Raw genomic sequence first — 11,507 nt, 5'->3', positions numbered from 1 at the left:
TGCTGTTCGACGAGCTGACGGCGCTGAAGGCGCGCGGCATCGACACGTCGCGGCTGCGGATCAGTGCGAACGCGCACGTCATCACGCAATACCACCGCACGCTCGACAAGGTCACCGAGCGCTTCCTCGGCAAGCGCATGATCGGGACCACCGGCCGCGGCATCGGGCCGACGTACGCCGACAAGATCAACCGGGTCGGCATCCGCGTGCAGGACCTGTTCGACGAGAACATCCTGCGGCAGAAGGTCGAGGGGGCGCTGGAGCAGAAGAACCATCTGCTCGTGAAGGTGTTCAACCGGCGTGCCATCGCCGTCGACGAGGTCGTCGACGACCTGCTGTCGTACGCCGACCGCATCCGTCCGATGGTGTGCGACACCGGGTTGCTGCTCAACGACGCGCTGGATGCCGGGGACGTCGTCGTCTTCGAGGGCGGCCAGGCCACGATGCTCGACATCGACCACGGCACGTACCCCTTTGTGACGTCGTCGTCGGCCACCGCGGGCGGCGCGGCCACCGGGTCCGGCGTGGGTCCGAACCGGCTGGACCGCATCGTCGGCATCGCGAAGGCGTACGCGACCCGCGTGGGTTCGGGTCCGTTCCCCACCGAGCTGTTCGACGAGAACGCCGACTTCCTGCGCGACCGCGGCTTCGAGTTCGGCACCACGACGGGGCGCCCGCGCCGCGTCGGGTGGTACGACGCCCCGATCACGCGGTACGCCACGCGCGTCAACGGCATCACCGACCTCGTGCTCACCAAGCTCGACATCCTCACCGGCCTGGAACGCATCCCGGTGTGCGTCGCATACGAGGTGGGCGGCACCCGCGTCGATGAGGTGCCGGTCAACCAGACCGACTTCCACCACGCCACGCCCGTCCTGGAGTATCTGCCCGGGTGGAGCGAGGACATCTCCGGTGCGCGATCGTTCGGCGACCTGCCGCAGGCCGCACAGGACTACGTGCTCGCGTTGGAGCAGATGAGCGGCACCCGCATCTCCGTCGTTGGGGTCGGTGCGGCGCGGGATGCCGTCGTCGTGCGCCACGACCTGGTGGACTGACACCCTTGCTGCGCCCCATACCCGCTCCGGTTGTTGCCCACCGGTCGGTGCAGATTCGGAGAGGGTCGCGCGCGGATTCGGACCCATCCGGCGGAGATGATCCGAAAGCGGGGTCAGAAGCCGAATCCACGGAGGGACAGGTCGGTGTCGGTTGCGCGCCCGCGCTCGCCGGACGCGCCCGATCCGGGTGCGCGACAGGCGCGCGGCCGTGAGGATTCTGCTGGGCGGCTACACCGCGGACCAGGAGGGGAACGCCGCAGGCATCGGTGTGTTGCACGCGGGAGCGCCGGATTCACCGCTGGCGTCGGGGCCGCTGGGGACACGGCCCGATGCCGTGACCGTCGCCGGCTCGCCGTCGTGGATCGCCCGGCATCCGACCATTGACGTGGTCTACGCCGCCCTCGAGGGCGCTGGGTCGGTGCGGGCGTTCGTGCGCACCTGGCAGGAGTCGTTCACGGCGCTCGGTGCCGACGTTGCGGTCGGGTACGCGGTGTGCCACGTCGCGGTCTCCCCAGACGGGCGCATGCTGCTGGCGTCGTGCTGGGGCGACGGACGGCTGGTGCGCCTGCCGCTGGATGCCGCCGGGCGGCTGGGCGCGGCGTCGGTGGCACCCGAGACGATCGACCCGTATGGGCCGGACGACGGGCCGTCGTCGCGGGCCACTGATGCCGTCGCCGACGCGCGCCGAGCCCTGCGGACCGCGGTCGGCGACGAGTACGACGATCTGTTGGGCGGAGCCTCCGACGAGTCTGCACCCGACCCGGCGACTGAACCTCGAGCAGAGGGGGTGCCCGAGGCCCGCCCGTCGCGCGCGCACCAGGCGATCTTCCTGCCGCGCGGGCGGGCGGCATCCACCGACCTGGGCGAGACGTCGTGCGGCTGTGGCGCGCCGAGAGCGCCGGGCTCGCGCTGGCGCAGGCGGTCGCCCTGCCGCAGGGGTCGGGACCGCGCCACCTGGTGTGGCACCCGAGCGGTCACCTGTTCGTCGTGACGGAACTGTCGCGCGAGGTGTTCGCGCTGGCGCCGGATGCCGCCGGTGCGTGGCGCCTGGTCGGCGGCGCCCCGCTCGCCCCGGGTCTTCCCGACACCGACACCGCCGCCGAGATCGCCCTGTCGCGCGACGGCGCGTTCGTCGTGGCGGGACTCCGCGGGTCGGATGCCCTCGCCGTGTTGCGCGTGGGCGGCGACGGCGCCGCGTTCACGCCGGTCGCGCTTGCCGATGCGGGGGTGCGCTGGCCGCGGCACCACGTCGTGGTGCGTGACACGATCCTGGTCGCCGGGCAGCGGTCGAACGAGGTCGCCTCGCTCGGTTTCGACGAGCGCACGGGTGCGCCCGGCCGCGTGCGGCACCGCACCGTGGCGCCCTCGCCGACCTGCCTGCTGCCCGACCCGCGCTGACCGGCTGGGGGCCCGCCCGCACGCCGTAGACTCGTTGATCGCATGTGGATTCGGATTCATGCGGCGGGGACGATCCGAATCCGGCGGCAGAGTACGAATCCACGGAGGGACAGGTCGGGGCAAGGCACGGGCCGGTCAGGTGCGGGCATCCTGCTTGGGGATCAGCACCTTCTTGATGATCAGCAGGATCGACGCGGTCACCGGGATCGCGATCAGAGCGCCGAGCAGCCCGAGCAGAGTGCCGCCGATGAGGGCCCCGATCACGACGAGCGATCCGGGCACCGAGATGGCCTTGTTCATCACGCGGGGAGTGAGAACGTATGCCTCGATCTGCATGTAGACGAGGTAACCGATCGCGAACACGAGCGCACTCAGCGGATCGCTGATGAGAGCCACGAGCGACCCGATCACCCAGAACAGGACGGTACCCACGAGCGGGATGACCGTGATGCAGAACGCGATCACGGCCATCAACTGGGGGAACGGCAGGCCGAGGACGAGGTAGAGCAAGAAGGTGAACACGGCGTTGAAGAACGCGAGGGTCACCATGCCGGCCAGGTAGCTGCCGACGGACGCGGTGATCTCCTCGGTCAGATCGCGCGTGAGCGGCCGATTGCGCGCCGGCGCGAGCCGATAGAACGCCTCTTTCATCTGCGGCAGGGTCGCCAGGAAGTACAGGCTCAGCACGACGATGATCAGCAGGCCCGAGACGCCCGACACGACCGTGACCCCCACCTGCACGACGCCGCCGCCGATGGCCGCGAGGTTGCCCGGGTCGGTCAGCAGCTTCTGTATCTCCGCGAGCAGGTTCGCCACGGTGTCACCGAGCTGCGTCGATGCCCACGCGAAGAACTCCGTCTGCCGGAACGCGGCGATCGTCGCGGGCAGATCGGCGACGAACTCCGCGACCTGGGTGACGACGGTCGGGATGATCAACCACAGCACGAGCGCGGCGAACAGCGCGAAGAAGAAGTACACGACCACGATCGCCCACGTGCGGCTGAGGCCGCGACCCTGCAGCCGGCGCACCAGCGGATCCAGGCCGAGTGCCACGAACAGGGCGAACGCGATGTAGATCCACACCGTCACCAACTGCGTGATCGCCATGCCGAGGGCGATCGCCACCAGTCCGCCGAGCACGAGGAAGAAGCCGAGGCTGAACGGCCGATTCAGGTTCGCCCAGAAAGTGCGGGATGCCGGGGTCTCATCGGTCATGTTCACACTCTAGGAGTCGACCTGCCGTGCGCGTGCTGAAGGTGGCTGCTGGACTGCCGCGGCGAGTTCGCGCTCCCAGGGCCGCGATGTCGACATCGGTGCTCGCCAAGGAACACCGATACGCTCGAGTTCTCGGAGGATCAGCAGCGACCGATCCGGTACTCGCATTGTGATCGGCACCGCGGTCCGGATTCCCTCGGGGACGTTGATCGAAGCCGCGGTCCTCTCTTCTTGGGCGAGGTTCTCCGCTTCGTGAGCGCTGTCCTTGGCTGCCCAGAGCCAGCGGCCGACGAGCTCATCGTGCGTGTACGCGTCCCATGAGCGGTACGTCTGCTGGATCGCGGCGGCGGCGATGTTCGCTGTGTCGCGCGCGAGGTCGGCGGGCAGCAGCCCTGCACCTTCGCCGGCGCGGCACAACATGATGACGCGCACCAGGTCGAAAGCCGCGAAGTCGACGCGTTCGGCTCCTTTCTCGTCCTCGGCGATGCGTCGCGCGCGCACCCAGACCTCGCGGTTGCGCAACGACCGGCGACCGTCGCGCTTGAGTGTCTTCAGGTACTCGGTGCGCTCGGCACCCGTCAGACTCAGGACACCGAGGCGCTCGGCGTCGAAATCGGCACGGTGCCCCCACGTGAGCAACGACCACAATTGGAGGACGAGGTCCTCACGGCTGCGAATGGACCAGGAACTCGCCAGCATCCTCGTGATCACCCCATCGACGTCCGTGAACGCGAACTCGTCGGCGTAGCGGCCGAAGCGGACGGCATAGGCGGCCGAGGCGGCCATGGCGACCGCCTCGGGGTCTCGTGCGAACTGTCCAGTGGAAAGCTCGGTCTGGACGTACACGTCGGGGAACTCTTGTGTTCGACGTGCCTCCCACCTCTGATACCACCTGTTCAGCCACCACACTCCAGCGAGCGCCATGACCAGCGCCGCGCCGAAGATGACACTGATGACAATGTCTCTATCCATCTGATGACGCTACCGCGACGGGATCCCGCCGCTCGCAAGGGCACCCGGAAGATTCGACCCCGCCGCACAGGGTAGGGTCGGCGGCGGGAGGAATCATGACCGACGCCACCGCTGAGTTGCACAGCCTGCGCGCCAGCATCGACAACATAGATGCGGCGCTGATCTTCATGCTCGCGGAGCGATTCCGCTGCACCAAACAGGTCGGTGTGCTGAAGGCCGAGCATGGGATGCCGCCGTCCGATCCCTCCCGCGAAGAACAGCAGGTCATTCGACTGCGGCGTTTGGCCGAGGAGGCCGACCTCGACCCCGAGTTCGCCCAGAAGTGGTTTTCGTTCGTCGTCGCCGAGGTCATCCGCCACCACACCGAGGCGGCCGGCGGCTGACACGCGCCCCCGGCCGCCGTTGGCTGCCCCCCCCGGGCGCCCCCTGCCCGGCCTGGGCGGCAGGGAGCTGGCGGGTCAGGCGGGCATGCGGCGCAGGGTGAGGAACGACCCGGCCGCGAGCACGGCGCCCAGGACCAGCCCCCAGAAGCTCAGCCCGACGACGCCGATCTGCCCGATCCACGCTCCCATGCCGGCCCATAGGTCGCGCCACGTGAGGAACCCCACGACGCCGAGGATGGCGAGCGCCGCGGCGATGATGGTGGCGGTGAGCCAGCCCGCTCCCCACTGCTTGTAGATCGTCGCGAACCAGAAGCCCACGATGAACGCGAGCAGCGTCGTGACGAGATACGCGAACCAGGCTGCCACAGCGCCGGCGCTCCAGAACCACGGGTTGTACGCGAACACCGCGCCGAAACCGTACCCGTCGGTGGCCTGCTCGATCAGGCCCAGAGCGACGAAGACGAGCGCCATGCCCGCAGCACTCAGGGCGGCGGCCAGGAGCGATCCGACGAAGAACTCCCGCCGGGTCACCGTCACCGCCTGCGAGAACGGGAAGGTGTACGCGAGGGCCTGCGCGCCGGCGGCGAGGAAGTACCACATCGGGGCCTGCGCTCCCCCGATGACGGTGACGCTGCCGTCGCCGGGGGCTCCGGAGGTCGTGATCTCCGCCCCCGCGAGAATCGCGAAGATGGCGAACGTGATCACCCACGAGCCACCGAGCACCATCAACGGGATCCACACAAAGGTCTGGCGGTTGACGAACTGGAGGCGCACGACCCCCCAGAGCCGGCCGCTGGGGGCGGGTCGGGCGGCAAGAGCGACGGAGGTCATCGCAGTGCTCCTTCTGTCAGGGCGGTTGTGGCGGCGGACGGATGCTGGGTGCGACGCACGATGAGCTGCTGCAGCGACACCGGGCCGCGTTCCACGCCCGCGGCGCGCATCGCCTGGTCCTGCTCGGCCGTGAAGGCTCCGAGCACGGTGGCGCTCGTGGTGCGGCCGAGGTGTTCGCGATGGATCACCTCGTGCCCCGCCGCGAACCGTTCGACGGCGTCGGCGTCGCCGACGAGGTTCGTCGCCGCAGACCGCGCCGATTCGGTGGACTCGGCCATGATGATGCGGCCCCCGTCGATGACGAGCACCTGCTCCAGCAGGTCGGCCACCTCGTCGATCAGGTGGCTGGACAGCACGATCGTGCGTGGCCTCTCGGCATAGTCTTCGAGCAGCCGATCGTAGAAGAGCTGTCGTGCCACCGCATCCAACCCCAGGTAGGGCTCGTCGAAGAAGGTGACCTCGGCGCGGGACGCGAGACCGATGACGACGCCGACGGCGGAGAGCTGGCCGCGGGAGAGCTTCTTGATGCGGCGATCCAGCGGAAGGCCGAAGTCGTCGATGAGACGCCGCGCGAACTGCTCGTCCCAGTCCCGGAAGAAGAGGCGCGCGACGCGGAACGCTTGCTGCGGCGTCGCGTCGTCCGGATATTTTTGACTCTCGCGCACGAAGCACATCCGGCTGACCACGCGGGCGTTCTCGTACGGATCCTCACCGAACACGCGCACCCGCCCGCTGGTCGCGACGTTCTGCGCCGTCAGGATCGACATGAGCGTCGTCTTGCCGGCGCCGTTGCGGCCGAGCAGGCCGTATATCGTGTTCTCCTCGATCGCGACGTCGACGGCGTCGAGAGCGGGTGTGGAGCGGTATCGCTTGGTGAGGCCGGTCGTTTCGATCACGGTGGTCATTGCGGGATTCCTTCCGTGGCGGCGCGCTCGTGCAGGATGCGGGCGATGTCGCCGGGGGTGAGGCCGAGCGTGCGCGCTTCGGCCAGGAGCGGATCGAGGTAGCGGCTCGCGAAGGCGGCGCGACGTTCGGACAGGAGTAGTTCGCGGGCGCCGGGGGCGACGAACATGCCGATGCCGCGTCGCTTGACCAGCACACCCTTGTCGGTGAGCATCGCGACTCCCTTCGCGGCGGTGGCGGGGTTGATGCGGTGGAAGGCGGCGAGCTCGTTGGTCGACGGCGCGCGGTCGTTCTCGGTCAGGCTGCCGTCGATGATCGCGTCCTCGACCTGTTCCGCGATCTGCAGGAACAGGGGTCGACCGTCATCGATCACGGATACCTCCACCACACTGGTTAGTTACTTGACTAGGTAACCAACAGGCTGCGACATTGTCAAGCCCGCACAAGATAACGGTGCGGTGTCGATGGGGCCGGCCCGTGGCCGACGGGTTGCGACTGCTCGGCCTCCTCGTTACCGTGGGGGCGGGCCTGCGGGCCCGACGACCAGTCCGCGCTCGTTCTTCAGCGGACACCAGACGCGGTGCGGGAGACGAGCGTACGGTCGGAGGTCTGGGGCGACGGACCCGATGTGTGTCGCCGACGTGTGGTGTGCTCGACGGTCGCCGCGCCGAGGATCTCCACCCGGGCGTGACCGAAATGCGGCCCGGACGCGCGGGCCCTTGAGGCAAGAAATCGTGAGTGCCACCCTCGCCCTCGAGGCGAAAAATCTGTTCAAAGTGTTCGGACGCAACCCGCACGAGGTCGTGCGGAGGCTCCAGGCGGGCGAGTCGCGCGACGACGTCGCCAGCCAGGGCACCGCCGCCGTGATCGATGCCAGCTTCGACGTGAAGCGCGGCGAGATCTTCGTGATCATGGGGCTGTCCGGCTCGGGCAAGTCGACCATCATCCGCATGCTGAACGGGCTGTTCGACACCACCAGCGGCTCGATCAGCGTGTACGGCGAATCGGTCACCGACACCACCGCGACGCAACTGCGCGAACTGCGCCGCGACCGCATCTCGATGGTGTTCCAGCACTTCGCGCTCCTGCCGCACCGCACCGTCGCCGACAACGTCGCCTACCCGCTCGAGCTGCGCGGCACGGCCAGGGTCGACCGCCAGGCGCGCGCGGAGGAGATCCTCGGGATGGTCGGCCTGGCGGGCTGGGGCGGGAAGTATCCGTCGGAGCTCTCCGGCGGCATGCAGCAGCGCGTCGGCATCGCCCGCGCCCTCGCCGCCGACACCGACATCCTGCTGATGGACGAGGCCTTCAGCGCGCTCGATCCGCTCATCCGCCGCGAGATGCAGGAGCAGTTGCTCGACCTGCAACAGAAACTGCAGAAGACAATCGTGTTCATCACGCACGATCTCAACGAAGCGATGTTTCTCGGCGACCGCATCGCGGTGATGCGCGGGGGGCGGATCGTGCAGATCGGCACGCCGGAGGACATCCTCACCGATCCGGCGAACGACTATGTCGAGCAGTTCGTGCAAGACGTCGACCGTGCCCGGGTGCTCACCGCGGCGAACGTCATGGAGCGTCCCGTCGCAGTCGTCCCCGACAGCGCAGGCCCGCGTACCGCGCTCAAACAGATGCGTGAAGCGTTCATGGGCGGTGCGTTCGTCGTCGATCGCGACCGGGTCCTGCGCGGCTACGTCAGCGACCGCGATGCGATGCGACTTATCCGCCGCGGCGAATCGTCGCTGCAATCGATCATCGCGCCGGTGCACCAGCAGGTTCACGAGGCTGAGGTCCTCATGAACCTGTTCGTGCCCTCGGTCGAGTCTCCGCTGCCGCTGGCCGTGGTCGATGCCGACGATCGGCTGGTCGGGGTCATCCCCCGAGTGACCCTGCTCGCCGCGCTCGGTCCCGGCCCGGGCGCCACCGGCGAACTGTCGTTGCCGCTGCCGCCGGTGCCGCAGGAGGAGATCGACGCCGTGTTGGCAGAGGCGACGGATGTCGTCGGCGGCAGCACCGGCAGCGAGGAGGGAGTGCGCTGATGGACGGTTTCCGTATCCCGATCGGCGACGGGATCGCCAGCGCCGTCGACTGGGCCAAAGACAACCTCGAAGGCCTGCTCGATGTCGTAGCGATGGTCGTGCGATTCCTCGTGGACGGGCTCACCGACATGCTGGTGGCCACCCCGTTCGCCGTCACCGTGGTGCTCGCCGCGCTGCTCGCCTGGTACGTGCGCTCATGGGCTCTCGCGCTCGGCACCGTGATCTCGTTCTTCGTGATCCTCGGCATGGACCTGTGGGTGCCCGCGATGCAGACGCTCGCACTGGTCATCGTCGCCGCCGCGGTGGCGCTGGCGATCGCGATTCCGCTCGGCATCTGGTCGGCGCGCAACGATACCGTCGGAGCGGTGATGAAGCCGATCCTCGACTTCATGCAGACCATGCCGGCCATGGTGTACCTCATCCCCGCCATCGTGTTCTTCAGCATCGGTGTCGTCCCGGGACTGGTTGCCACCGTGATCTTCTCGCTGCCCCCCGGGGTGCGCCTGACCGAGCTCGGTATCCGCGGCGTCGAGTCCGAGACGGTGGAGGCGGGCCAGGCTTTCGGTGCGTCGTCCGGTCAGATCCTGCGGGGTATTCAGCTGCCGCTGGCGATGCCGACGATCATGGCGGGGGTCAACCAGGTGATCATGCTCGCCCTGTCGATGGCGGTCATCGCCGGGATGGCCGGCGCCGACGGGCTTGGAAAGCTCGTCGTGCAAGCCATCTCGACGGTCGACACCGGCGACGGCGTGGAGGCAGGGCTCGGCGTCGTGCTGCTGGCGGTGTTCCTCGACCGCGTGACGGCAGCCCTGGGCAACCCGCACGACTACCCGGGCTCGCTGCGCAACGTGCTGGCGACGCGCCGCCTAGAGCGGCGGCGGGCGGCGACTGCCGAGGCCGAGAGCGCCTCGGCCCCCGACCAGCTCGTCGGCGCCTAACAGGCGCCGACGAGGCGCCACACAGATCTATACGAAACCGATGCAGACATACAGAAAGGGATACGTATGAACAAGCGACACAGCATCGCCATCGCCGCACTCGTGGGGGCCGCCGCACTGGTCCTGAGCGGATGCGCCACCGATACCGGTGGCGACACCGGTGGCTCGGGCGGCGACGCAACCGACGCGGCCACGGCCGACAAGGGCACCATCACCCTGGGATTCCTGCCGGCGTGGACGGACGGGCTCAGCACCGCCTACCTGCTGCAGAACCAGCTGGAGAAGATCGGGTACACCGTCGAGATGCAGACGCTGACCGAGGCGGGGCCGCTCTACACCGGGCTCGCTCAGGGCGACGTCGACATCTACCCGTCCGCGTGGCCCGAACTGACGCATGCCTCCTACATGGAGACCTATGGCGACGACATCGAAGATCTGGGCGCGTACTACGAGGGCGCCAAGCTCACGATCGCGGTGCCGGACTACGTCGAGATCTCCTCGATCGACGACCTCGCCGACAATGTCGACATGTTCGACGGCAAGATCTACGGCATCGAGCCCGGGGCGGGCCTGACCAAGCAGACCCAGGAGGTCATGATCCCGGAGTACGGCCTTGAGGACAGCTACGAGCTGATCACGTCCTCAACGGCGGCGATGCTCACCGAGCTGGGCTCGGCGGTGGATGACGAGGAGCCGATCGTGGTCACCTCGTGGCGTCCGTTCTGGGCGAATGCCACCTACGGGCTGAAGGACCTGGACGACCCCAAGGGTGCCATGGGCGACCCGGAGGCGCTGCACTTCCTGGGGACCGCCGGCTTCGCGGCCGCGAACCCGGAGGCGGCCGAGCTGATCGCCGGCATCCAGCTCGACGACGCCGAGTACGGTGCGCTCGAGGACATGGTCGTCAACGAATACGGCGAGGGCAACGAGGCGGAGGCGATCTCGGCCTGGCTCGCAGCCTACCCGGACGCGTTCTCGACGCAGATCGCGGACTGACACGATCGCGCGCACGGCGCGCAGGAACGGGGTCCGGTTCGCGCTGGGCCCCGTTCGTCGTCCGACCCGGTCGGGCAGACGCCGACATCACCCGTCGTCGCGCGGCTGCTCCAGCGGCAGCGCGACCCTGCTTTTCAGGATCTCGACGGCCTCGTCGGACAGCGCGATCAGGCCGTCGAGTTCGGCGCGGGCCCGACGGTAGGCGAGCAGCCGTTCGGGCGGCGTCGCTGTCTGGTCGACCGCGGTGGCCAGCAGTTGCTGCGCCGTGCGCAGGCGGCGGCGCTCGGTCTCGGAGAAGTCGGCATCCTTGAGTCGGCGCGCTTCGCGTTCGGCCACGTCGAAGGCCACCTCATAGTCGGTGACCGCTGCCCGGTACTCGGCGACGGCGTCGGCCGACACCCCAGCTTCGGCCGACGCGGGGCGCAGGCCGTCGGCGACCTTCTTGGCGCGCAGGAAGGCCGCCGTCAGCGGTTGCCGTCCGTCGCTCATGGCGGGAAAGGCGATGAGTTTGGCAACGTCGAGTTCGTACTGCAGCCACCGCCGGGTGACCTCGTCGTGCGCCCGGAACAGCTTCGCGAGCTGATCCGGCAAGGGCGACGGTTTGGTAAGCGGCTTCGGTTCCGATGCCCGGGCCGCCGTCTGTGCCGCAGTCAACTCGGTTCTCGCTTGCAGGAGTTCGATCCGGCGACGATGGCGCCGGCGGGAGATCTGATCCCAGCGACTCATCATGCCCCCGGCGACCCCCACGAGGGGAAAGATCAGCCACCAGTACCCCCC

13 protein-coding genes are annotated in these 11,507 nt (G+C 68.7%); 7 read left to right on the top strand and 6 right to left on the bottom strand.

Annotation, left to right across the window (positions count from 1 at the left end; genetic code table 11):
- The 3 genes from ACK5KK_RS06365 to ACK5KK_RS06355 form a co-directional block, all read left to right on the top strand.
- The coding region (locus ACK5KK_RS06365) for an adenylosuccinate synthase (protein ID WP_416889252.1) at positions 1-1,055 on the top strand (1,055 nt) is incomplete at its 5' end.
- Positions 1,056-1,263: 208 nt separating this feature from the next.
- The gene (locus ACK5KK_RS06360; protein WP_416889251.1) at positions 1,264-2,046 is read left to right on the top strand and encodes a beta-propeller fold lactonase family protein; all 783 of its coding nucleotides are present in this window, start codon (positions 1,264-1,266) and stop codon (positions 2,044-2,046) included.
- Complete coding sequence (locus tag ACK5KK_RS06355) at positions 1,929-2,453, top strand: lactonase family protein (RefSeq protein WP_416889250.1); 525 nt, start codon at positions 1,929-1,931, stop codon at positions 2,451-2,453. Before ACK5KK_RS06360 ends, ACK5KK_RS06355 begins: the two co-directional genes overlap by 118 nt.
- Positions 2,454-2,588: 135 nt before the next feature.
- Here the strand turns inward: ACK5KK_RS06355 and ACK5KK_RS06350 are convergent, their stop codons facing one another.
- Both ACK5KK_RS06350 and ACK5KK_RS06345 read right to left on the bottom strand, forming a co-directional pair.
- A complete protein-coding gene (locus tag ACK5KK_RS06350) occupies positions 2,589-3,668 on the bottom strand; it encodes an AI-2E family transporter (RefSeq protein WP_416889249.1) in 1,080 nt (359 codons plus the stop codon).
- 9 nt (positions 3,669-3,677) lie between these two features.
- Complete coding sequence (locus tag ACK5KK_RS06345; protein WP_416889248.1) at positions 3,678-4,640, bottom strand: DUF1266 domain-containing protein; 963 nt, start codon at positions 4,638-4,640, stop codon at positions 3,678-3,680.
- Between the two features lie 95 nt (positions 4,641-4,735).
- Here ACK5KK_RS06345 and ACK5KK_RS06340 point away from each other — a divergent pair, with 95 nt between their 5' ends.
- Positions 4,736-5,023, top strand: a complete 288-nt coding sequence (locus ACK5KK_RS06340; protein ID WP_416889247.1) for a chorismate mutase — start codon at positions 4,736-4,738, stop codon at positions 5,021-5,023.
- 75 nt (positions 5,024-5,098) lie between these two features.
- Here the strand turns inward: ACK5KK_RS06340 and ACK5KK_RS06335 are convergent, their stop codons facing one another.
- The 3 genes from ACK5KK_RS06335 to ACK5KK_RS06325 are packed head-to-tail and all read right to left on the bottom strand — an operon-like array spanning position 5,099 to position 7,130.
- Positions 5,099-5,854 (bottom strand): hypothetical protein, encoded by a 756-nt coding sequence (locus ACK5KK_RS06335; protein ID WP_416889246.1) that lies wholly within the window; start codon positions 5,852-5,854, stop codon positions 5,099-5,101.
- Entirely contained in the window at positions 5,851-6,759 is a 909-nt protein-coding gene (locus tag ACK5KK_RS06330) for an ABC transporter ATP-binding protein (protein WP_416889245.1), read from the bottom strand. The genes ACK5KK_RS06335 and ACK5KK_RS06330 overlap by 4 nt, the downstream gene beginning before the upstream one ends.
- Positions 6,756-7,130 carry a GntR family transcriptional regulator gene (locus ACK5KK_RS06325; RefSeq protein ID WP_416889244.1) on the bottom strand — a complete coding sequence of 125 codons (375 nt, stop codon included), beginning with the start codon at positions 7,128-7,130 and terminating at the stop codon, positions 6,756-6,758. Before ACK5KK_RS06325 ends, ACK5KK_RS06330 begins: the two co-directional genes overlap by 4 nt.
- Before the next feature lie 361 nt (positions 7,131-7,491).
- On the opposite strand from ACK5KK_RS06325, the gene ACK5KK_RS06320 reads away from it, so the two are divergent.
- The 3 genes from ACK5KK_RS06320 to ACK5KK_RS06310 all read left to right on the top strand — a co-directional run bounded on the left by ACK5KK_RS06320 (position 7,492) and on the right by ACK5KK_RS06310 (position 10,730).
- Positions 7,492-8,796 (top strand): quaternary amine ABC transporter ATP-binding protein, encoded by a 1,305-nt coding sequence (locus ACK5KK_RS06320; protein ID WP_416889243.1) that lies wholly within the window; start codon positions 7,492-7,494, stop codon positions 8,794-8,796.
- On the top strand, positions 8,796-9,734 hold the full coding sequence (locus ACK5KK_RS06315; protein ID WP_416889242.1) for an ABC transporter permease: 939 nt from the start codon (positions 8,796-8,798) through the stop codon (positions 9,732-9,734). Before ACK5KK_RS06320 ends, ACK5KK_RS06315 begins: the two co-directional genes overlap by 1 nt.
- Positions 9,735-9,800: 66 nt before the next feature.
- Positions 9,801-10,730 carry a glycine betaine ABC transporter substrate-binding protein gene (locus ACK5KK_RS06310; RefSeq protein WP_416889241.1) on the top strand — a complete coding sequence of 310 codons (930 nt, stop codon included), beginning with the start codon at positions 9,801-9,803 and terminating at the stop codon, positions 10,728-10,730.
- 87 nt (positions 10,731-10,817) lie between these two features.
- Here the strand turns inward: ACK5KK_RS06310 and ACK5KK_RS06305 are convergent.
- On the bottom strand, positions 10,818-11,507 hold a 690-nt coding region (locus tag ACK5KK_RS06305; RefSeq protein WP_416889240.1), incomplete at its 5' end, for a hypothetical protein.

It is taken from the genome of Microbacterium sp. (genome assembly GCF_047972865.1).
Classification (GTDB): domain Bacteria; phylum Actinomycetota; class Actinomycetes; order Actinomycetales; family Microbacteriaceae; genus Microbacterium.
The sequence above is the reverse complement of the archived record's forward strand: the minus strand, read 5'-3'. Positions and strand labels throughout refer to the sequence as shown.